The 25,238-nt window shown below is 37.5% G+C and carries 14 protein-coding genes; 10 read left to right on the top strand and 4 right to left on the bottom strand.

The window, feature by feature from the left end:
• The first annotated feature begins 3 nt into the window (after nucleotides 1–3).
• Genes R1T42_RS04320 through R1T42_RS04310 form a run of 3 tightly spaced genes read left to right on the top strand, consistent with a single transcriptional unit; the run spans nucleotide 4 to nucleotide 1,931 of the window.
• Nucleotides 4–1,125: a GNAT family N-acetyltransferase gene (locus R1T42_RS04320; protein WP_317291439.1), complete on the top strand. Its 1,122-nt coding sequence runs from the start codon at nucleotides 4–6 to the stop codon at nucleotides 1,123–1,125.
• 51 nt (nucleotides 1,126–1,176) lie between these two features.
• Entirely contained in the window at nucleotides 1,177–1,560 is a 384-nt protein-coding gene (locus R1T42_RS04315; RefSeq protein WP_317291438.1) for an alkyl hydroperoxide reductase, read from the top strand.
• Nucleotides 1,557–1,931 (top strand): DoxX family protein, encoded by a 375-nt coding sequence (locus R1T42_RS04310; RefSeq protein ID WP_317291437.1) that lies wholly within the window; start codon nucleotides 1,557–1,559, stop codon nucleotides 1,929–1,931. Before R1T42_RS04315 ends, R1T42_RS04310 begins: the two co-directional genes overlap by 4 nt.
• A 17-nt stretch (nucleotides 1,932–1,948) precedes the next feature.
• Here R1T42_RS04310 and R1T42_RS04305 read toward each other — a convergent pair whose 3' ends face one another.
• Nucleotides 1,949–2,776, bottom strand: a complete 828-nt coding sequence (locus R1T42_RS04305) for a DUF4294 domain-containing protein (protein ID WP_317291436.1) — start codon at nucleotides 2,774–2,776, stop codon at nucleotides 1,949–1,951.
• Nucleotides 2,777–2,875: 99 nt separating this feature from the next.
• On the opposite strand from R1T42_RS04305, the gene R1T42_RS04300 reads away from it, so the two are divergent.
• From R1T42_RS04300 to R1T42_RS04280, 5 genes are all read left to right on the top strand, one after another.
• Nucleotides 2,876–3,985, top strand: a complete 1,110-nt coding sequence (locus R1T42_RS04300; RefSeq protein ID WP_317291435.1) for a M42 family metallopeptidase — start codon at nucleotides 2,876–2,878, stop codon at nucleotides 3,983–3,985.
• Nucleotides 3,986–4,116: 131 nt separating this feature from the next.
• Nucleotides 4,117–5,334, top strand: a complete 1,218-nt coding sequence (locus R1T42_RS04295) for a YHYH protein (protein ID WP_317291434.1) — start codon at nucleotides 4,117–4,119, stop codon at nucleotides 5,332–5,334.
• A 38-nt stretch (nucleotides 5,335–5,372) separates the two neighbouring features.
• Entirely contained in the window at nucleotides 5,373–5,756 is a 384-nt protein-coding gene (locus R1T42_RS04290) for a VOC family protein (protein ID WP_317291433.1), read from the top strand.
• 576 nt (nucleotides 5,757–6,332) lie between these two features.
• The gene (locus R1T42_RS04285; RefSeq protein WP_317291432.1) at nucleotides 6,333–6,869 is read left to right on the top strand and encodes a hypothetical protein; all 537 of its coding nucleotides are present in this window, start codon (nucleotides 6,333–6,335) and stop codon (nucleotides 6,867–6,869) included.
• Nucleotides 6,870–7,044: 175 nt separating this feature from the next.
• The gene (locus tag R1T42_RS04280; protein ID WP_317291431.1) at nucleotides 7,045–7,569 is read left to right on the top strand and encodes a DUF421 domain-containing protein; all 525 of its coding nucleotides are present in this window, start codon (nucleotides 7,045–7,047) and stop codon (nucleotides 7,567–7,569) included.
• 15 nt (nucleotides 7,570–7,584) lie between these two features.
• On the opposite strand, the gene R1T42_RS04275 is transcribed toward R1T42_RS04280, so the two are convergent.
• The 3 genes from R1T42_RS04275 to ytxJ are packed head-to-tail and all read right to left on the bottom strand — an operon-like array spanning nucleotide 7,585 to nucleotide 10,209.
• On the bottom strand, nucleotides 7,585–8,922 hold the full coding sequence (locus R1T42_RS04275) for an MFS transporter (protein WP_317291430.1): 1,338 nt from the start codon (nucleotides 8,920–8,922) through the stop codon (nucleotides 7,585–7,587).
• Nucleotides 8,923–8,972: 50 nt separating this feature from the next.
• A complete protein-coding gene (locus R1T42_RS04270) occupies nucleotides 8,973–9,797 on the bottom strand; it encodes a M48 family metallopeptidase (RefSeq protein WP_042288709.1) in 825 nt (274 codons plus the stop codon).
• A 1-nt stretch (nucleotide 9,798) separates the two neighbouring features.
• On the bottom strand, nucleotides 9,799–10,209 hold the full coding sequence (ytxJ, locus tag R1T42_RS04265) for a bacillithiol system redox-active protein YtxJ (RefSeq protein WP_042288706.1): 411 nt from the start codon (nucleotides 10,207–10,209) through the stop codon (nucleotides 9,799–9,801).
• 212 nt (nucleotides 10,210–10,421) lie between these two features.
• Between ytxJ and clpB the strand changes: the two genes are divergently transcribed.
• The gene (gene clpB / locus R1T42_RS04260) at nucleotides 10,422–13,028 is read left to right on the top strand and encodes an ATP-dependent chaperone ClpB (protein ID WP_317291855.1); all 2,607 of its coding nucleotides are present in this window, start codon (nucleotides 10,422–10,424) and stop codon (nucleotides 13,026–13,028) included.
• A 292-nt stretch (nucleotides 13,029–13,320) separates the two neighbouring features.
• The gene (locus R1T42_RS04255; protein ID WP_317291429.1) at nucleotides 13,321–25,236 is read left to right on the top strand and encodes a beta strand repeat-containing protein; all 11,916 of its coding nucleotides are present in this window, start codon (nucleotides 13,321–13,323) and stop codon (nucleotides 25,234–25,236) included.
• Nucleotides 25,237–25,238: the final 2 nt, after the last annotated feature.

Below are 25,238 nucleotides of genomic sequence, written 5' to 3'. Positions count from 1 at the left end.
ATTATGATTGAAATCAAGAGAATTACAGCAAAAGCTGATATCAAAAAATTTGTCAAATTCCAGCAAGAGCTGTATCAAGACAATACTTATTATGTACCGCCTATCGTCAATGACGAAATGTCCAACTTTGATCCTGAAAAGAATCAAGTATTTAAAAATGCAGACTGCTGGCTTTTTCTAGCATATAAAGGTAAAAAGATTGTAGGACGTATTGCCGCTATTATTAACTATATAGAAATCAATGAACAGAAAAAATCTAAGATGCGTTTTGGATGGCTGGACATGATTGATGATATAGACGTTACAAAAGCCCTACTCGATAAAGTACACCAAATAGGAAAAGAAAAAGAGCTTGAATTTGTAGAAGGTCCGGTAGGATTTTCTAACATGGATAAAGCTGGCTTGCTAATAAAAGGATTTGAAGAATTAAGCACCATGATCACTTGGTACAATGCTCCTTACTACAAAGAGCATTTAGAGCAGTTAGGTTATGAAAAAGCCGCAGAATGGGTAGAGTTTAAATTTAAACCGCCAAATCCTATACCAGAAAAAATCAACAAGTTTGCTGACATCATAGGTAGACGTTATAAGTTAAAAACCCTTAAATTTAAATCTACTAAAGAGATTCTGCCTTATGTAGATGACATGTTTGATTTACTAAACAAGACTTATAGTCAACTGGTTACTTTTGTACCTATACAACAATATCAGATTGATCTTTATAAAGAAAAATACCTACCATTTATTAATCCTGATTTCCTAGAGTTAGTGGTAGATGAAAAAGGAAAACTAATCGGGTTTGCAATCACAATGCCTTCTTTTTCTAAAGCCTTACAAAAAGCAAATGGTAAACTATTTCCATTAGGCTTTTTACATTTATTGAAAGCCAAAAAGAAAAATGACAGAGCAGCTTTTTATTTGATAGGTATCGATCCAGAGTACCAAGGTAAAGGCGTTACTGCTATGATGTTTAGAAATGTTACACAAAATTTCATAGACTACGGTATCACCTTATGTGAGACCAATCCAGAACTAGAGGATAATCTTGCAGTACAAGCATCTTGGAAAAATTATGACCCTATACTGCACAAACGCAGGCGTACTTATAGAAAAGATATTTCATAATTCTAATTGTGTAATGATTCGTCTTACTATCGGACTTACACAAAAAAGATTATGAAACTTACCTTACAATTAGCGGCAATCTATAACCTTATTTGGGGCGCATGGGTAGTCCTTATGCCCAATCATTTTTTTGAACTTGTAGATATGGAACCTTTAAACCATCCCATGGTGTGGCAAGGTATGGGAATGGTTATAGGTGTTTATGGATTGGGATATTGGTGGGCTAGTTATAATCCGATGCGCCACTGGCCTATAGTTGCAGTAGGTTTTTTAGGAAAAATATTTGGCCCATTAGGTTTTATCTTTAATTATTTGCAAGATGTAGTACCATTTGAATTTAGTTATACTCTAATAACTAATGATTTTATCTGGTGGATACCATTCTTCTTAATTTTGAAAAAAGTCCATACGGACTATAAATGGAGACTAACATGATCCATAAACTACTACTCTATTCTTTTATCTTTTTATATGGCATCGCTGGTATTTTACATTTTGTTCAACCAGATTTATATCTAGAAGTCATACCTGAATGGCTGGGTAATAAAGTAATCATTAATTACCTCGCTGGTGCTATGGAACTGCTGGTTGCCATACTTGCTTACTCTAAAAATACTCGTATAGTTGCCGTTTACATTACAATTGCCATGTTACTAGCCTTTACTATATCACATGTTTATTTTATACAACAAGGTAGTTGTGCAGGTACTTTTTGCATTGCACCATGGATTGCATGGGTGAGACTGTTAATTATCCACCCATTACTTATATGGTGGGCATGGTCTATTAGAAAGATATCCTATTAATCCCGACACAGATTTAGTTATAATTTACTAGCACGACGTCTTTTGCGCTCTAGTTTTCTGCGTTTCTTCTCGTTTTCTTTAGCCTTTTTTTCAAGATACTCTTTACGTATTCTGGCACGCTCTGCCAATTGTATAGAATCATAGTCTTTGGGTAGATTATCTTCATATTTATTCCATGCAGTACGACCTTTAAAATAATCATAATCTATTGCAGGTGCTTGTTCTTCAAGGGTTTCTTTTTTGAACTCATTGAGCAAGACATCTTCTATATAAAAATCTTCGATATTAGTTTCTGGGCTATACTCTGCTTTTAAATCAATATCAAAGAGACTTGCCGCATTTTTGAACCAAAAAGCACTCCAGCCACTACGCAATTGTTTTAAAAGTTCAAAAGTGGTCATACCAGTTTGACGATGCAATAGCTTAATTAATATCTGACCTTCTGTTGTTGTTAATTTTTTAAGCTCGGCTGTAAACTCTTCTTCTACATAGCGTTGGACTATTTTTGTGTACTTCTTTTTATCGCTTTCATACTCTAGCGATGCAAGCCTACGATCTAGCTCGGTTAATCGTTCTGCCGCTAGTTTTGCATAAGGCCATACTTTTTTAACCTTACGTTTAATGATTTGATAGCGTATGTTCTCGTATCTACTATCAAATTTTAAGGATTGTAATAACATCACACGATCCAGTTCTATGGCACTTAAAGAATCACCATCTATAAAGAAGTATTGCGGCGTTTGTACCGTATCTGTTTTTACTGGCAATGTGGTAGGTATTGTTTGCGCTTTCGCGAAAGCGGAAACCAACGATACTAGTATTATAATAATTATCTTATTGATCATAAAATGGTAATTACCAAAAGCATTCCAAAAATAAGAAAGCTGTCTATTAATAGCGATTTATGTAGGTGTTTATTATCTTCACAAACTAAATTTTATCACATGGCTCAAGAAAGCATTTTAAATAAAAAATCTCTAGATTTTCTAGAAAAATACCTAAACACTGCGTCACCTACAGGATATGAATGGAATGGTCAGAAAGTGTGGATGGATTATCTTAAACCATATGTCGATGAGTTCATTACAGATAATTATGGTACTGCGGTAGGTGTAATTAATCCTGATGCAAAATTTAAGGTGGTTATAGAAGGGCACGCAGACGAGATATCGTGGTATGTGAATTACATCACAGACGATGGACTGATTTATGTGGTGCGCAATGGTGGATCAGATCACCAGATTGCGCCTTCTAAAAAAGTAAATATTCATACTAAGAAAGGAATTGTGACTGGCGTTTTTGGCTGGCCAGCAATTCATACACGTTCACGTGCAAAAGAACAACCGCCTAAACCAGATAACATTTTTATAGATACTGGTTGTGAGACAAAGGATGAAGTTCTTGCACTAGGTGTAGATGTAGGTTGCGTAATCACTTATCCAGATGAGTTTTTTGTATTGAATAAAAACAAATTTGTATGTCGTGCATTAGATAACCGTATGGGTGGTTTTATGATTGCAGAGGTAGCACGTCTATTGAAAGAAAATAAACAAGAATTAGACTTTGGCCTTTATGTAACCAACTCTGTTCAAGAAGAAATAGGATTGCGTGGTGCAGAAATGATTACACAAACTATCAAGCCTAATGTAGCTATCGTAACTGACGTAACGCATGATACGACTACACCTATGATTGATAAAAAATCAAATGGTGAGGCTGCTATAGGTAAAGGTCCTGTACTAGCTTATGCGCCAGCTATACAAAATAACCTGCGCAACCTAATTATGGATGCTGCAGATGCAAATGAGATTCCATACCAGCGTCGTGCAACATCACGTTCTACCGGTACAGATACTGATGCGTTTGCTTATTCTAATGGTGGTGTCCCTAGTGCGTTGATATCATTGCCATTGCGTTATATGCACACTACGGTTGAAATGGTACATAGAGATGATGTAGAAAATGTGATTAAAATGATCTATCAGTCTTTATTAAAGATTGAAAACAATCATGATTTTAATTACTTCAACAATAAGAATGAAGGTTTATTCTAGTAGTAGTCCACTACTCTAGCATATTATTTATTTTAAAGAATTTAAAACCCTACTGACATGTGTTGGTAGGGTTTTGTTTTTTTAAATGATAGTTACTCCATAATAGTTTAGTAATTTTAAACTAATTCAATATGGCTAAGTCTCAAATAAATATCATCAACCTTATGAAGTCTTATATCTACTTATTTTTCCTGTTATTTGTTTTACTTTCTTGTAAATCAAATCAAGAACAAGGCAGTTTTAACTTATCCAAAGACAACAAACCATCAGCAGCGCAATTGATTACAGAAATGGACCGTAATAACGATGGTCGATTATCTAAAGAAGAGGCTCATGGACCAATATCTAGTGATTTTAAAAATATAGATACAGATCAAGATGGCTTTTTAACCTTAAAAGAATTAAATACTGCAGAGACAAATCCAGGTAATAGACCTTCTAGACCATCTAACAACAATAAGGATTTATCAAAAGAGGTTAATCATGATATCAAGGTTGTTCCTGTAAATACAGATTATTTTATTTCAGAAAATATGATTGAAGGCATTCAAGAACAATTGATTAATTTAAATGGAATAGAAACCCTTTGTTATGTTTTCAATACCAACTCACAAGCTACGGAACATCAAATGGGTCCATGGTGCCCAGAATTAATCACTGATACCGATGAAAAAGCTGGAATATGGTTTGATGGTGGTAAGGTTTATGACGTTTCTGGTCATTTTATTGCTAGTTTAGATGATTTCTATAATGATGATAAATGGAAACTTTATCGTGAAGATGGAACGGTGAAATATACAGATACCAAAGAAGGTTGTTTAGCAGCTGCAAAGCCAGATGTTGAAGAAGCCTATCAAAATTATTGTGTAGAATGCTTACCAGAATATTTCAAGGATCAAATCACCACGTATGTTATACCTGTAACACCAGTATACGTTAATACCTCTCAAAGCTTTGGAAGAGGTGCTATAGGAGTTGCTTTTAATGGAGTTAATTATGATCCACCTGCACCTACCGATGCCATTCTTGCTGCACATACGATAGCTCCATTAGATGATCACGGTGGACATGTAAATCCACATGGCGGTTATCATTATCATGCCGCTACAGGATCTACAAAAGAAGTTTCTCAGTCAGATTTACATTCGGCTATTATTGGGTATGCTATTGATGGATTTGGCATTTATTCTATGCTTGATGAACACGGTCATCAACCTACAGATTTAGATGAGTGCGGCGGACATACCGATGACCATAGAGGATATCATTATCACGCAGGTGAACCTGGTAGTAACCAGATCATAAAGTGTCTACACGGATTAGCAGGATACACAGAGGTTAAAGAGTAATAAAAAAATCAATTAGCTTTAAAAGAATAATATTATTCATGTCAAAATTCTTTATCAATCATATCGCATTATCTGTTAAGGATGTAGACAAATCTATATTGTTTTATCAAAAATTATTTGATCTTAACGAGATTAAGAACACTGCTTCAAATTCAAAAACACGATGGCTGTCTTTAGGCGATGGCAAACAACTACATCTAATACCGCGTCCAGAAGCCAGTATTAGCACAAATAAAGCAGTTCATTTTGCCTTAACTACTTCTGAATTTGAAAATTTTGTTTTAAGGTTAAAAAAAATAAATATTGAATATTCGGACTGGCTAGGAACAGCTCTCAAAGATTATATACGAAAAGATGGAATTCAACAAATTTACTTTCAGGATCCCGATGCCTATTGGATAGAAGTTAATAATGACATCTAAATAATAACGTAAAATTATAATAGAACTAATTTATTTACTTTTCATTTGTTATGTGATTTAAGAGTTCAAAACTTACAAGTTTTATATAACCTAAGGATTCAAATTATAGTGAGAGCGATTCACAACATATTTATTTTTATAGCATTAGCCCATCTTTTTCTAGGAAAAGTAAGTGCTCATGGACCTTTATTAACTGAATCCTCCATAGTCACATCAATTAATGTAGAATCTACTGTTCAACAGAAATCAAGCATCACAAAACTGTTTGTTATTGATTCTCAAACAGAATTAGTGGTAAATACGTCCACTACTGATGGTTATTCTTATTCATTAGATTACTTCACTATTACGATAAAAGGTCTTTTAAAAAGAAGTCAGTTATTAACTTCCCTGAGTATAAATCGTCTTTTATTATATGCTCACTTATCCTTTCAGAACTCTTATAAAAAAGCTTTAATATTTCCTTTTCATACATTTTGGTAATCTCATAGTTGACCTTACTTCGATTATAGCATCCATCATTATTAGTATAATGAATGGTTGCTAACTATTTATATAATCAAATTATTTCAAATTATGGAAACATCAAAGGTGATTATTTCAATCACACTTATAATTATATGCGTCTTACCTTTTTTAATCATAAATGGTAAAGCCAAAAAGAGAGCTCAATTAATTAAATCAACTCTCGAAACTAAAATTCAAAAGGACAATAAGATTTTAGGGGATTACGAAGTTCATAATAGTTTTGCTATCGGAATAGACAGCAATAACAGCCTCATTTATTTTTATATTAAAAAGAGCGAGATGGAACAATTTAAAAAGATCAAACTAACTCAAATTTCTACCTGTCAGGTTGTGAAAGTTACAAAGCGTATCAAAAATGGTAAGTCGAATTATGAATTAATCGAACGAGTTAAATTAGTATTTTACAACTCAAAAAACAGTGAAGAAGAACAATTTGAACTTTATAACGATGAAGATAACTCACAACTCGATGGTGAAATAGCACTGGCTCATAGCTGGAAACAGAAATTAGATGAGATCCTATATACATCAGATACGAGGCCTACAACAATGACTACATTAGAGTCTAATAATATTTTTGTGTAATCCTACAGATTGACCAAAATCATTATTACTAAAGGGTTGACATTAAGTCAACCCTTTAGTTTCAATTTAAATAAAATCAATTATCAATAATGATTTAACATAATACTCACTTAATAATTGTTAAACACCTTTATTTTTAAGATATAACCATCAACTATTTACATAAAATAATAATATGAACTGGATTTATCAATCGGACGACCCAATTTTAATCACAATAGCAGGAAGCTTTTTAATATTCTTTGCCATTATCATTATCACACGTCTCGTAGGTTTGAGGTCTTTTGCTAAATTTACTGCATATGATTTTGCTTTTACCATAGCCATAGGTAGTATCATATCTGCGACGCTTACTTCAAGCACAACAGTAGTTCATGGAGTTACCGCGATTGCTGCTCTTCTGTTTTTAACGTTTATATTTTCGTATTTACAAAGAGTACTTCCTAGTATTAAAAAACTAACGTCTAATAAACCATTATTATTAATGAATGGTAATCAAATTTTAAATGAAAATTTAAAACACGCTCGAATTGAAAAAGAACAGATTATTGCAAAATTAAGAGAGGCTAATGTTATGAGTTTTGATCAAGTAGAAGCTGTTGTATTAGAATCTACTGGTGATATTTCAGTTTTACACCGCACAGAAGGTGAAGATTCACTACACCAAGATTTATTAGAAGGAGTGCGTAAAACTCCTTAACCTATTAATAACATCCTAAACTTTATGATCTAAGATTGCTGTTTTAATCTTAGGCACTCTTAATAAAAGCACTACTCCTATTGCAAAAAATACTACTAAAAATAAAATACTACCACGCATAGAACCGCTCCATTGTGTAACTAAGGTAAAAATGGTCATACCGATTACAATTCCTATTTTCTCGGCAACATCATAAAAACTGAAGTAAGAAGCAGTATCTGGATTACCTTCTGGTATCATTTTAGAAAATGTACTTCGCGAAAGCGATTGAATGGACCCCATGACAAATCCCACTGCCGCGGCTGTTAAATAGAATTCCATTGGTGAATACACAAAATATCCATAAATGCATATAGCTACCCATATCATATTGATACCTATAAGCACTTTTATATTACCATAATAGTTAGATAATTTGCTTGCTATAAAAGCTCCAGCAATAGCAACTATTTGAATGAGTAATATAGATACAATTAATCCCATTGTTGCGCCACCTTCTTCCCATTGTACTTCCTCTGTACCAAAATAGGTCGCAACGAGCATGACTGTTTGTACAGCCATACTGTAGACAAAAAATGCTGCTAGATAACGTTTCATTTGTATATTATCACCTAGTTGATCCCAGATTTTATGTAGCTCTTTAAAACCATTTGTAAAAATGTTTTTAACCTCACTGGTGTCCTTTTTATTTCCTAAAGGTAAATAAGCATATGTATATTGAGCAAATCCCATCCACCAGACTCCTACTAGAATAAATGACATTTGTACGGCATCAAGTCCAAATAAATAGCCACTTTCAGGATAAAGACCGAATTCATTTATAGCTAAACAAAACACTAACAAAATGACACTACCTATATAGCCTAATGAAAAACCTCTAGCACTAGTAATATCTTGTTGATCTGGTAAAGCAATATCAGGTAAATAACTATTATAAAAAACGAGACTTCCCCAAAAGCCTATCAAAGCGAGAAAATACATAACGAGACTAAACCACAAATAATCAAAACTAAAAAAGGCCAATCCGATACAGCAAGACGCACCTAAGTAGCAAAAGAACTGCATGAATCGTTTTTTTTGCCCAGAATAATCTGCAATACCAGATAAGATGGGAGACAATATACTGACAACTAAAAATGCAATTGCAGTAGTTACAAATATGATATTCTCATTATTAACTTCTTTAAGAAATGAGGGCACATTACCTTCTTCATAAGCTTTTTTACTAACTGCCGAATAGAATATGGGGAATATAGCACTGGTGATTACCAGGGAATAAACAGAATTTGCCCAATCATAAAATGCCCAAGCGTGTAGTAATTTTTTGTGACCTCTAGGTAAAGTATTTTTCATAAAAAAAGGGTTCTATTAAGAACCCTTTAAATGTATGTAAAAACGAGCGTTTATTTGAAACTTGTCACACCATATTTACGAGCTTCAGCTTTTGCTTGTGGTGCTAACTCTTTTAAGAAAGCAATACGACTATCATTAGATGGATGCGTACTCATAAACTCAGGTGGTGCTTCTCCACCACTATTAGCTTTCATTCTTTCCCATAATTCAGAACCTGCATCTGGATTATAACCGGCAATTGCTGCAAGGTATAAACCTATTTTATCTGCCTCAGTTTCATGAGATCTTGAGAATGGTAACATACCACCAACTTGTGAACCTATACCATAAGCTTGATTTAAAATTTGTTGAGTTCCTTCATTTAGACCACCTAACTGTCCACCGACGGCAACACCTACAGCTCCTAGCGCTTGAACTTGTCCAGCACTCATACGTTGTGCTCCATGATCTGCTAGTGCGTGTGCTACCTCGTGTCCCATTACTATAGCAACACCTGTTTCATCTTGACAAATAGGTAAAATACCTGTATAGAATACAATCTTTCCACCGGGCATACACCATGCATTAACCGTAGGATCATCGACTAGGTTATATTCCCATGCATAATCATTTAAATATTGCTCTTCACCTAACGCATTCAACCAGCGTTGAGAAGCGACTTTTATCTTACTACCGACACGATTGATCATTTCAGAGTCTGCCGTACCAGTAACTACCTTATTAGTATTAAGAAATTCTCCATACTGACTAAAAGCCATTGGAAACAACTGACTATTAGACATAAAATTAAGTGTCTTCTTACCGGTAAAAACATTTGTTTTACAAGAAAACAAGGTTACCGCGATAGTAAGAATCAGTAATTTATTAAACCTCATATTAATTATCTTTTTTTATTAATTGTTCTACTCTTTTAATATCGATTCCGTGATGGGAATCTGTATGTATAATCTCCTCGTTATCAATAATAATGATTTGCGGCGATTGATGCATCACATTTAATTTACTAGCGATGGTATTACTTAGTTCTCTATTATTCAATAAATCTAATAAGTAAAAACTAGCTTCTTCTTCTTTTAAAGAATAACCAGCTTCAAAATTTTTGAGTACCATTCTAGAAATCCCGCATCTTGTGCTGTGTTTAAAAATTACCTTAGGAATTCTTTTTGAATTTGCGATCAAGTTATTCAACTGATCTTCAGACTCAAGCATTTGCCATGGCAATCCTTCTTGAATTTCATCTTTTGCAATATCTCGTTGTGATTTAAACAACTTATCTAACAATCCCATGTTGTATATTTATTAATTATCTCGCTTTCGCGAAAGCGGAATCTAATACATTCCACTACTAAATTACAAAGATAAGGGATGTAACAATTAAATCGCGCTAATGATTTACTAACAGACAGTTTGTCGTATTTATTTGCGTTTTATATGACTTTTTGGCAATATTTGTAATAGGTACGACATTTGAAGCTTTAAAAGAAATAAATAAAACAGTCATGAACATGAATCAACTTACCATAAAATCCCAAGAAGCGCTCCAGGCAGCGCAACAACTTGCACAAGAATCAGGTCATCAATTTATAGAAAACCTGCACCTTTTAAAGGGTATGATACAGATAGATGAGAATGTACTTCCATTTATCTTTAAAAAATTAAATGTAAACCTTGCATTAATTATTCAACTTTTAGACAGTAGTCTAACGGCTTTACCTAAGGTAGATGGTGGTGAAATACAACTATCTAGAGATGCTTCAAAAACCGTGAACAATGCTATGAGCATCGCTACAAAAATGGAAGATGAATACGTAAGTTTAGAACATTTACTACTCTCACTATTTGATGGAAAATCTACAGCAGCACGTATTCTTAAAGATCAAGGTATCACAAAAAGTCAGTTAGAAAAAGCCATTGAGGAATTGAGACAAGGCAGTCGTGTAACCAGCGCCAGTGCAGAAGAGACTTATAATAGTCTTAATAAATATGCTAAAAACCTTAACCAACTTGCTGACCAGGGAAAACTAGATCCTGTTATAGGAAGAGATGAAGAAATCAGACGTATTTTACAGATTCTCTCAAGACGTACTAAAAACAATCCTATGTTAGTAGGAGAACCAGGTGTAGGTAAAACTGCCATTGCAGAAGGGCTTGCACATAGAATTGTTGCTGGTGATGTCCCAGATAATCTTAAGAATAAACAAATATTCTCTCTAGATATGGGTGCATTAATCGCTGGTGCAAAATATAAAGGTGAATTTGAAGAACGTTTAAAAGCTGTTATTAAAGAGGTAACAGAAAGTTCTGGTGATATCGTTTTATTCATCGATGAGATACATACACTAGTAGGTGCTGGTGGTGGACAAGGTGCCATGGACGCAGCCAATATTTTAAAACCTGCGCTAGCACGTGGAGAATTGCGCGCCATAGGAGCCACTACCCTAGATGAATACCAAAAATATTTTGAAAAAGATAAAGCGCTCGAAAGAAGATTTCAACGTGTACTGGTAGACGAACCAGATACCGAAAGTGCTATATCCATTTTACGAGGTATAAAAGATAAATACGAGACGCATCATAAAGTACGCATCATGGATGAGGCTATTATAGGTGCAGTAGAATTATCGCAACGTTATATAACAAATCGCTTCTTACCAGACAAAGCCATTGACTTAATGGATGAAGCTGCTGCAAAGTTACGTATGGAAATCAATTCAAAGCCCGAAGAATTAGATGTGCTAGATCGTAAGATTATGCAATTAGAAATTGAAATCGAGGCGATTAAACGTGAGAAAGATGAATCAAAGTTAAAAGCATTACATAGTGAGCTTGCTAATTTTAAAGAATCTCGTAACGAGATTAACGCACAATGGGTTAACGAAAAAGATATTGTAGATGCCATACAAAATGCAAAAAGTGACATAGAAAACTATAAACAACAAGCAGAACGTGCAGAGCGTGATGGAGATTATGGGCAAGTAGCAGAATTGCGTTATGGGAAAATTAAAGAAGCTCAAGAAGAACTTGATAAATTACAAAAAGAAGTTGCGCTTAACGACACGGGTAATTCCTTAATACAAGAAGAAGTTACCTATGATGACATTGCAGAGGTGGTTGCAAAATGGACCGGCATACCGGTAACTAAAATGCTTCAAAGTGAACGTGACAAATTATTGAAGTTAGAAGATGAATTACATAAACGTGTTGTAGGTCAACAAGAAGCGATTATCGCTGTTAGTGATGCTGTGCGACGCAGTCGTGCTGGTTTGCAAGATCAAAAAAAGCCCGTCGGTTCTTTTCTCTTCTTAGGAACTACTGGAGTCGGTAAAACAGAACTTGCAAAAGCCCTAGCAGATTATCTATTTAACGATGAAAACTCTATGACTAGAATAGATATGAGCGAATATCAAGAACGTCATAGCGTAAGTAGACTTGTAGGTGCACCTCCAGGATATGTTGGGTATGATGAAGGAGGACAACTTACCGAAGCCGTGAGAAGAAAACCTTATAGCGTGGTCTTATTAGATGAAATTGAAAAAGCACATCCAGATACGTTTAATATTTTACTACAGGTGCTTGATGAAGGAAGATTAACGGATAATAAAGGACGTGTTGCTGATTTTAAAAACACGATTATCATTATGACCTCTAACATGGGAGCAGATTTAATTCAAGATCGCTTTGAAAAGGCAAACTCAGTAACCGATGAATTGCTTGAAGAAACTAAAAAAGAAGTTTTAGTAGCTTTAAAACAACTAGTTAGACCGGAGTTTATCAACCGTATTGATGATATTGTGATGTTTACACCACTCACAAAAAAGGAGATTCAGCAAATAGTCGGTTTACAGTTAAAAGGTGTTACTAAAATGTTAGCCCTTCAAGGTATTACTATTGATGCTACACCAGCTGCGATTGAACTACTTGCTATACAAGGCTATGATCCACAATATGGTGCTAGACCAGTTAAAAGAGTCATACAGAAAAATGTGCTCAACGAACTTTCAAAACAGATTCTTTCTGGAAAAATTTCTACCGAAAGTATCGTCCTTATCGATGCTTTTGAAAGTCAAATAGTTTTTAGGAATGAAACAGACACTGTAGAAGTATAACTTAATAGGTGCAAATTGATAAAACAGCATATTCTTTATGTAAGAATATGCTGTTTTTTTTATGTAATTCCATTTCATAACGCTTTCGCGAAAGTGAAAATAAAAATCTAATATCAATACTTAATAACCAAATTGACTTACCAATAATATTTTCAAGAAACATTCAATAATGAACAATTTAACGTATTACGACGTTAAAATTAGTATTTCACCCAGTTATTTGTAAATCGATTTAACGCATTGCGTGTTGAGAAAAGTATATGTGATTTTTGTTTGAAGTTAATTTTCTATTATGAAATTATTATTGAATTTATTGTGTGTTTTATTTCTCTTAATGGGTGCAATTACTACCGCACAAGTTAAGATAGGAAACAATCCTAATACGATTGATCCTTTCTCTATTTTAGAATTAGAAAGTTCTGAAACTGTATTAGTCGTTACTCGTATTACTGATGCAGAGATGGCTGCCATTTTACCACTTAATGGTGCGATTATTTACAATACCTCGCAAAACTGTTTATTTCAATACCGAAATAACAACTGGGAAAGTCTTTGTAACGGTGGTATTCTAATAAATAACAATGATGGAACATACACTTTTACTAATGATAACGGTGGTATTGTTTTTATTGATACAAACGCCATTGCTAACCCATATAACAATGCAACATCAGGTTTAGCCGCAATGAACGTTCAAGATGCTATCGATGAACTAAGTGGACTCGCATTTAATGTCTCTTTAATCGATAATACAGACGGTACATATACATTTACAGATGCCGCTGGTAATACAGTTACTATAGCAGATACAAGTATATCTACATTAATAGATAACAATGATGGGACTTACACTTATACCGACGAATTAGGTAACCAGACAATAATCAATACATCTTTTATAGAGTCACTTACCTCACTAGGCTTAAATGCCTCACAAACAGCACTAGAATATACCGATGAAGATGGTGTAACAACAATTTTAGATTTAACAGCTTTAGTTCAGAACCTAGAAACGATCACTACGCTAGTGGATAACACCGATGGTACCTTTACGTATACTAACGAAGCTGGAACGCCAGTTACGATTGATACGAATGCTGCTGAGACGCTTACGACTTTAGTGTTAAATGCGGATGATACGAATTTGGATTATACGGATGAAGATGGTGTGACAACTCAGCTAGATTTTACAGCTCTAGTTCAAAACTTAGAAACGATCACTACGCTAGTGGATAACACCGATGGTACGTTTACCTATACCAACGAAGCTGGAACGCCAGTTACGATTGATACCAATGCCGCTGAGACGCTTACGACTTTAGTGCTGAATGCAGATGATACGAATCTGGATTATACCGATGAAGATGGTGTGACAACTCAATTAGATTTTACAGCTCTGGTTCAAAACTTAGAAACGATCACTACGCTAGTGGATAACACCGATGGTACGTTTACCTATACCAACGAAGCTGGAACGCCAGTTACGATTGATACCAATGCCGCTGAGACGCTTACGACTTTAGTGCTGAATGCAGATGATACCAATCTTGATTATACCGATGAAGATGGTGTGACAACTCAATTAGATTTTACAGCTCTGGTTCAAAACTTAGAAACGATCACTACGCTAGTGGATAACACCGATGGTACCTTTACGTATACCAACGAAGCTGGAACGCCAGTTACGATTGATACCAATGCCGCTGAGACGCTTACGACTTTAGTGCTGAATGCAGATGATACGAATCTGGATTATACCGATGAAGATGGTGTAACGAATCAATTAGATTTTACAGCTCTGGTTCAAAACTTAGAAACGATCACTACGCTAGTGGATAACACCGATGGTACCTTTACGTATACCAACGAAGCTGGAACGCCAGTTACGATTGATACGAATGCTGCTGAGACGTTAACGACTTTAGTGCTGAATGCAGATGATACCAATCTTGATTATACCGATGAAGATGGTGTAACGACTCAGCTAGATTTTACAGCTCTAGTTCAAAACTTAGAAACGATCACTACGCTAGTGGATAACACCGATGGTACGTTTACCTATACCAACGAAGCTGGAACGCCAGTTACGATTGATACGAATGCCGCTGAGACGTTAACGACTTTAGTGCTGAATGCAGATGATACGAATTTGGATTATACGGATGAAGATGGTGTGACAACTCAGCTAGATTTTACAGCTCTAGTTCAAAACTTAGAAACCATCACTACCCTAGTCGATAACACCGATGGTACCTTTACGTATACTAACGAAGCTGGAACGCCAGTTACGATTGATACCAATGCCGCTGAGACGCTTACGACTTTAGTGCTGAATGCAGATGATACGAATCTGGATTATACCGATGAAGATGGTGTAACGAATCAATTAGATTTTACAGCTCTGGTTCAAAACTTAGAAACGATCACTACGCTAGTGGATAACACCGATGGTACCTTTACGTATACCAACGAAGCTGGAACGCCAGTTACGATTGATACCAATGCCGCTGAGACGCTTACGACTTTAGTGCTGAATGCAGATGATACCAATCTTGATTATACCGATGAAGATGGTGTGACAACTCAATTAGATTTTACAGCTCTGGTTCAAAACTTAGAAACCATCACTACCCTAGTCGATAACACCGATGGTACGTTTACCTATACCAACGAAGCTGGAACGCCAGTTACGATTGATACGAATGCCGCTGAGACGTTAACGACTTTAGTGCTGAATGCAGATGATACCAATCTTGATTATACCGATGAAGATGGTGTAACGACTCAGCTAGATTTTACAGCTCTAGTTCAAAACTTAGAAACGATCACTACGCTAGTGGATAACACCGATGGTACGTTTACCTATACCAACGAAGCTGGAACGCCAGTTACGATTGATACGAATGCCGCTGAGACGTTAACGACTTTAGTGCTGAATGCAGATGATACGAATTTGGATTATACGGATGAAGATGGTGTGACAACTCAGCTAGATTTTACAGCTCTAGTTCAAAACTTAGAAACCATCACTACCCTAGTCGATAACACCGATGGTACCTTTACGTATACTAACGAAGCTGGAACGCCAGTTACGATTGATACCAATGCCGCTGAGACGCTTACGACTTTAGTGCTGAATGCAGATGATACGAATCTGGATTATACCGATGAAGATGGTGTAACGAATCAATTAGATTTTACAGCTCTGGTTCAAAACTTAGAAACGATCACTACGCTAGTGGATAACACCGATGGTACCTTTACGTATACTAACGAAGCTGGAACGCCAGTTACGATTGATACGAATGCCGCTGAGACGCTTACGACTTTAGTGCTGAATGCAGATGATACCAATCTTGATTATACCGATGAAGATGGTGTGACAACTCAATTAGATTTTACAGCTCTGGTTCAAAACTTAGAAACCATCACTACCCTAGTCGATAACACCGATGGTACGTTTACCTATACCAACGAAGCTGGAACGCCAGTTACGATTGATACGAATGCCGCTGAGACGTTAACGACTTTAGTGCTGAATGCAGATGATACCAATCTTGATTATACCGATGAAGATGGTGTGACAACTCAATTAGATTTTACAGCTCTGGTTCAAAACTTAGAAACCATCACTACCCTAGTCGATAACACCGATGGTACGTTTACCTATACCAACGAAGCTGGAACGCCAGTTACGATTGATACGAATGCCGCTGAGACGTTAACGACTTTAGTGCTGAATGCAGATGATACCAATCTGGATTATACCGATGAAGATGGTGTAACGAATCAATTAGATTTTACAGCTCTAGTTCAAAACTTAGAAACGATCACTACGCTAGTGGATAACACCGATGGTACCTTTACGTATACCAACGAAGCTGGAACGCCAGTTACGATTGATACGAATGCCGCTGAGACGTTAACGACTTTAGTGCTGAATGCAGATGATACGAATTTGGATTATACGGATGAAGATGGTGTGACAACTCAGCTAGATTTTACAGCTCTAGTTCAAAACTTAGAAACCATCACTACCCTAGTCGATAACACCGATGGTACCTTTACGTATACCAACGAAGCTGGAACGCCAGTTACGATTGATACGAATGCTGCTGAGACGTTAACGACTTTAGTGCTGAATGCAGATGATACCAATCTTGATTATACCGATGAAGATGGTGTAACGACTCAGCTAGATTTTACAGCTCTAGTTCAAAACTTAGAAACGATCACTACGCTAGTGGATAACACCGATGGTACGTTTACCTATACCAACGAAGCTGGAACGCCAGTTACGATTGATACGAATGCCGCTGAGACGTTAACGACTTTAGTGCTGAATGCAGATGATACGAATTTGGATTATACGGATGAAGATGGTGTGACAACTCAGCTAGATTTTACAGCTCTAGTTCAAAACTTAGAAACCATCACTACCCTAGTCGATAACACCGATGGTACCTTTACGTATACTAACGAAGCTGGAACGCCAGTTACGATTGATACGAATGCCGCTGAGACGCTTACGACTTTAGTGCTGAATGCAGATGATACGAATCTGGATTATACCGATGAAGATGGTGTGACAACTCAGCTAGATTTTACAGCTCTAGTTCAAAACTTAGAAACGATCACTACGCTAGTGGATAACACCGATGGTACGTTTACCTATACCAACGAAGCTGGAACGCCAGTTACGATTGATACCAATGCCGCTGAGACGCTTACGACTTTAGTGCTGAATGCAGATGATACGAATCTGGATTATACCGATGAAGATGGTGTGACAACTCAATTAGATTTTACAGCTCTGGTTCAAAACTTAGAAACGATCACTACGCTAGTGGATAACACCGATGGTACGTTTACCTATACCAACGAAGCTGGAACGCCAGTTACGATTGATACCAATGCCGCTGAGACGCTTACGACTTTAGTGCTGAATGCAGATGATACGAATCTGGATTATACCGATGAAGATGGTGTGACAACTCAATTAGATTTTACAGCTCTGGTTCAAAACTTAGAAACGATCACTACGCTAGTGGATAACACCGATGGTACCTTTACGTATACCAACGAAGCTGGAACGCCAGTTACGATTGATACCAATGCCGCTGAGACGCTTACGACTTTAGTGCTGAATGCAGATGATACGAATCTGGATTATACCGATGAAGATGGTGTAACGAATCAATTAGATTTTACAGCTCTGGTTCAAAACTTAGAAACGATCACTACGCTAGTGGATAACACCGATGGTACCTTTACGTATACCAACGAAGCTGGAACGCCAGTTACGATTGATACGAATGCTGCTGAGACGTTAACGACTTTAGTGCTGAATGCAGATGATACCAATCTTGATTATACCGATGAAGATGGTGTAACGACTCAGCTAGATTTTACAGCTCTAGTTCAAAACTTAGAAACGATCACTACGCTAGTGGATAACACCGATGGTACGTTTACCTATACCAACGAAGCTGGAACGCCAGTTACGATTGATACGAATGCCGCTGAGACGTTAACGACTTTAGTGCTGAATGCAGATGATACGAATTTGGATTATACGGATGAAGATGGTGTGACAACTCAGCTAGATTTTACAGCTCTAGTTCAAAACTTAGAAACCATCACTACCCTAGTCGATAACACCGATGGTACCTTTACGTATACTAACGAAGCTGGAACGCCAGTTACGATTGATACCAATGCCGCTGAGACGCTTACGACTTTAGTGCTGAATGCAGATGATACGAATCTGGATTATACCGATGAAGATGGTGTAACGAATCAATTAGATTTTACAGCTCTGGTTCAAAACTTAGAAACGATCACTACGCTAGTGGATAACACCGATGGTACCTTTACGTATACCAACGAAGCTGGAACGCCAGTTACGATTGATACCAATGCCGCTGAGACGCTTACGACTTTAGTGCTGAATGCAGATGATACCAATCTTGATTATACCGATGAAGATGGTGTGACAACTCAATTAGATTTTACAGCTCTGGTTCAAAACTTAGAAACCATCACTACCCTAGTCGATAACACCGATGGTACGTTTACCTATACCAACGAAGCTGGAACGCCAGTTACGATTGATACGAATGCCGCTGAGACGTTAACGACTTTAGTGCTGAATGCAGATGATACCAATCTTGATTATACCGATGAAGATGGTGTAACGACTCAGCTAGATTTTACAGCTCTAGTTCAAAACTTAGAAACGATCACTACGCTAGTGGATAACACCGATGGTACGTTTACCTATACCAACGAAGCTGGAACGCCAGTTACGATTGATACGAATGCCGCTGAGACGTTAACGACTTTAGTGCTGAATGCAGATGATACGAATTTGGATTATACGGATGAAGATGGTGTGACAACTCAGCTAGATTTTACAGCTCTAGTTCAAAACTTAGAAACCATCACTACCCTAGTCGATAACACCGATGGTACCTTTACGTATACTAACGAAGCTGGAACGCCAGTTACGATTGATACGAATGCCGCTGAGACGCTTACGACTTTAGTGCTGAATGCAGATGATACGAATCTGGATTATACCGATGAAGATGGTGTAACGAATCAATTAGATTTTACAGCTCTGGTTCAAAACTTAGAAACGATCACTACGCTAGTGGATAACACCGATGGTACCTTTACGTATACTAACGAAGCTGGAACGCCAGTTACGATTGATACGAATGCCGCTGAGACGCTTACGACTTTAGTGCTGAATGCAGATGATACGAATCTGGATTATACCGATGAAGATGGTGTAACGAATCAATTAGATTTTACAGCTCTGGTTCAAAACTTAGAAACGATCACTACGCTAGTGGATAACACCGATGGTACCTTTACGTATACCAACGAAGCTGGAACGCCAGTTACGATTGATACCAATGCCGCTGAGACGCTTACGACTTTAGTGCTGAATGCAGATGATACCAATCTTGATTATACCGATGAAGATGGTGTGACAACTCAATTAGATTTTACAGCTCTGGTTCAAAACTTAGAAACCATCACTACCCTAGTCGATAACACCGATGGTACGTTTACCTATACCAACGAAGCTGGAACGCCAGTTACGATTGATACGAATGCCGCTGAGACGTTAACGACTTTAGTGCTGAATGCAGATGATACCAATCTGGATTATACCGATGAAGATGGTGTAACGAATCAATTAGATTTTACAGCTCTAGTTCAAAACTTAGAAACGATCACTACGCTAGTGGATAACACCGATGGTACCTTTACGTATACCAACGAAGCTGGAACGCCAGTTACGATTGATACCAATGCCGCTGAGACGCTTACGACTTTAGTGCTGAATGCAGATGATACGAATCTGGATTATACCGATGAAGATGGTGTAACGAATCAATTAGATTTTACAGCTCTGGTTCAAAACTTAGAAACGATCACTACGCTAGTGGATAACACCGATGGTACCTTTACGTATACCAACGAAGCTGGAACGCCAGTTACGATTGATACGAATGCTGCTGAGACGTTAACGACTTTAGTGCTGAATGCAGATGATACCAATCTTGATTATACCGATGAAGATGGTGTAACGACTCAGCTAGATTTTACAGCTCTAGTTCAAAACTTAGAAACGATCACTACGCTAGTGGATAACACCGATGGTACGTTTACCTATACCAACGAAGCTGGAACGCCAGTTACGATTGATACGAATGCCGCTGAGACGTTAACGACTTTAGTGCTGAATGCAGATGATACGAATTTGGATTATACGGATGAAGATGGTGTGACAACTCAGCTAGATTTTACAGCTCTAGTTCAAAACTTAGAAACCATCACTACCCTAGTCGATAACACCGATGGTACCTTTACGTATACTAACGAAGCTGGAACGCCAGTTACGATTGATACGAATGCCGCTGAGACGCTTACGACTTTAGTGCTGAATGCAGATGATACGAATCTGGATTATACCGATGAAGATGGTGTAACGAATCAATTAGATTTTACAGCTCTGGTTCAAAACTTAGAAACGATCACTACGCTAGTGGATAACACCGATGGTACCTTTACGTATACTAACGAAGCTGGAACGCCAGTTACGATTGATACGAATGCCGCTGAGACGCTTACGACTTTAGTGCTGAATGCAGATGATACGAATCTGGATTATACCGATGAAGATGGTGTAACGAATCAATTAGATTTTACAGCTCTGGTTCAAAACTTAGAAACGATCACTACGCTAGTGGATAACACCGATGGTACCTTTACGTATACCAACGAAGCTGGAACGCCAGTTACGATTGATACCAATGCCGCTGAGACGCTTACGACTTTAGTGCTGAATGCAGATGATACCAATCTTGATTATACCGATGAAGATGGTGTGACAACTCAATTAGATTTTACAGCTCTGGTTCAAAACTTAGAAACCATCACTACCCTAGTCGATAACACCGATGGTACGTTTACCTATACCAACGAAGCTGGAACGCCAGTTACGATTGATACGAATGCCGCTGAGACGTTAACGACTTTAGTGCTGAATGCAGATGATACCAATCTGGATTATACCGATGAAGATGGTGTAACGAATCAATTAGATTTTACAGCTCTAGTTCAAAACTTAGAAACGATCACTACGCTAGTGGATAACACCGATGGTACCTTTACGTATACCAACGAAGCTGGAACGCCAGTTACGATTGATACCAATGCCGCTGAGACGCTTACGACTTTAGTGCTGAATGCAGATGATACGAATCTGGATTATACCGATGAAGATGGTGTAACGAATCAATTAGATTTTACAGCTCTGGTTCAAAACTTAGAAACGATCACTACGCTAGTGGATAACACCGATGGTACCTTTACGTATACCAACGAAGCTGGAACGCCAGTTACGATTGATACGAATGCTGCTGAGACGTTAACGACTTTAGTGCTGAATGCAGATGATACCAATCTTGATTATACCGATGAAGATGGTGTAACGACTCAGCTAGATTTTACAGCTCTAGTTCAAAACTTAGAAACGATCACTACGCTAGTGGATAACACCGATGGTACGTTTACCTATACCAACGAAGCTGGAACGCCAGTTACGATTGATACGAATGCCGCTGAGACGTTAACGACTTTAGTGCTGAATGCAGATGATACGAATTTGGATTATACGGATGAAGATGGTGTGACAACTCAGCTAGATTTTACAGCTCTAGTTCAAAACTTAGAAACCATCACTACCCTAGTCGATAACACCGATGGTACCTTTACGTATACTAACGAAGCTGGAACGCCAGTTACGATTGATACGAATGCCGCTGAGACGCTTACGACTTTAGTGCTGAATGCAGATGATACGAATCTGGATTATACCGATGAAGATGGTGTAACGAATCAATTAGATTTTACAGCTCTGGTTCAAAACTTAGAAACGATCACTACGCTAGTGGATAACACCGATGGTACCTTTACGTATACCAACGAAGCTGGAACGCCAGTTACGATTGATACCAATGCCGCTGAGACGCTTACGACTTTAGTGCTGAATGCAGATGATACCAATCTTGATTATACCGATGAAGATGGTGTGACAACTCAATTAGATTTTACAGCTCTGGTTCAAAACTTAGAAACCATCACTACCCTAGTCGATAACACCGATGGTACGTTTACCTATACCAACGAAGCTGGAACGCCAGTTACGATTGATACGAATGCCGCTGAGACGTTAACGACTTTAGTGCTGAATGCAGATGATACCAATCTGGATTATACCGATGAAGATGGTGTAACGAATCAATTAGATTTTACAGCTCTGGTTCAAAACTTAGAAACGATCACTACGCTAGTGGATAACACCGATGGTACCTTTACGTATACCAACGAAGCTGGAACGCCAGTTACGATTGATACGAATGCCGCTGAGACGTTAACGACTTTAGTGCTGAATGCAGATGATACGAATTTGGATTATACGGATGAAGATGGTGTGACAACTCAGCTAGATTTTACAGCTCTAGTTCAAAACTTAGAAACCATCACTACCCTAGTCGATAACACCGATGGTACCTTTACGTATACTAACGAAGCTGGAACGCCAGTTACGATTGATACCAATGCCGCTGAGACGCTTACGACTTTAGTGCTGAATGCAGATGATACGAATCTGGATTATACCGATGAAGATGGTGTAACGAATCAATTAGATTTTACAGCTCTGGTTCAAAACTTAGAAACGATCACTACGCTAGTGGATAACACCGATGGTACCTTTACGTATACCAACGAAGCTGGAACGCCAGTTACGATTGATACGAATGCTGCTGAGACGTTAACGACTTTAGTGCTGAATGCAGATGATACCAATCTTGATTATACCGATGAAGATGGTGTAACGACTCAGCTAGATTTTACAGCTCTAGTTCAAAACTTAGAAACGATCACTACGCTAGTGGATAACACCGATGGTACGTTTACCTATACCAACGAAGCTGGAACGCCAGTTACGATTGATACGAATGCCGCTGAGACGCTTACGACTTTAGTGCTGAATGCAGATGATACGAATCTGGATTATACCGATGAAGATAGTGTAACGAATCAATTAGATTTTACAGCTCTGGTTCAAAACTTAGAAACGATCACTACGCTAGTGGATAACACCGATGGTACCTTTACGTATACCAACGAAGCTGGAACGCCAGTTACGATTGATACCAATGCTACTGAGACGCTTACGACTTTAGTGTTAAATGCGGATGATACGAATTTGGATTATACGGATGAAGATGGTGTAACGACTCAGCTAGATTTTACAGCTTTAGTTCAGAACCTAGAAACGATCACTACCCTAGTCGATAACACCGATGGTACGTTTACCTATACCAACGAAGCTGGAACGCCAGTTACGATTGATACGAATGCCGCTGAGACGTTAACGACTTTAGTGCTGAATGCAGATGATACGAATTTGGATTATACGGATGAAGATGGTGTGACAACTCAGCTAGATTTTACAGCTCTAGTTCAAAACTTAGAAACCATCACTACCCTAGTCGATAACACCGATGGTACCTTTACGTATACTAACGAAGCTGGAACGCCAGTTACGATTGATACGAATGCCGCTGAGACGCTTACGACTTTAGTGCTGAATGCAGATGATACGAATCTGGATTATACCGATGAAGATGGTGTAACGAATCAATTAGATTTTACAGCTCTGGTTCAAAACTTAGAAACGATCACTACGCTAGTGGATAACACCGATGGTACCTTTACGTATACTAACGAAGCTGGAACGCCAGTTACGATTGATACGAATGCTGCTGAGACGCTTACGACTTTAGTGTTAAATGCGGATGATACGAATTTGGATTATACGGATGAAGATGGTGTGACAACTCAGCTAGATTTTACAGCTCTAGTTCAAAACTTAGAAACGATCACTACGCTAGTGGATAACACCGATGGTACCTTTACGTATACCAACGAAGCTGGAACGCCAGTTACGATTGATACCAATGCCGCTGAGACGCTTACGACATTTGTACAAGATGACACTAGCGCAACAGGAGAAATTACTTATACTGATGAAGAAGGAACTCCTTTCACCGCTCAAATCGTAAGTACCGAAGCCGATAATCAAATTGAAGTTGGATCTAATGGTGGTGCCTATCTAGGACCAACAGTTTATACCGGTACATTTATAATCTCTGCAGAAGGTGTAGTAACCATAACAGGTATTCCTTTTCAACCATCACAAGTTACATTTATAGCAAATGCAAACGTTGAAAGCTTAAATATCGATTCAGATAATGGTGTCGGTAACAACGATAGAGGTATCGACAATTCATTTGGAACTATGAATGGCTTTGCAAGAAATACAGATGGAACGCTAGTACAACAAGCAATGTATTCTGGTGGACATGCAAACTCCATAAACGATAACTCAAGATATGCTAGTAGTAGCAATTGTATCGGTGTACGATATGGAAATCAAGATGGATCTAGTTTAGGTAAGATTGAAGGAGCTTTTGGCTCTTTCACTCCAGATGGGTTTAACATAACTATAAATTACACTAATGGTGTTGTCACAGATAACAATGCTAACCCTTTAATAAACGTACAGCCTACTGATGTTAATGCTGAGGCTCTTTTAATAATATTCACAGCTTACAAATAGAT

The organism is Nonlabens ulvanivorans, from assembly GCF_032922765.1.
Classification (GTDB): Bacteria; Bacteroidota; Bacteroidia; order Flavobacteriales; family Flavobacteriaceae; genus Nonlabens; species Nonlabens ulvanivorans.
Note: the sequence above shows the minus strand (reverse complement) of the source record. Positions and strands in the feature narration are given on the sequence as shown.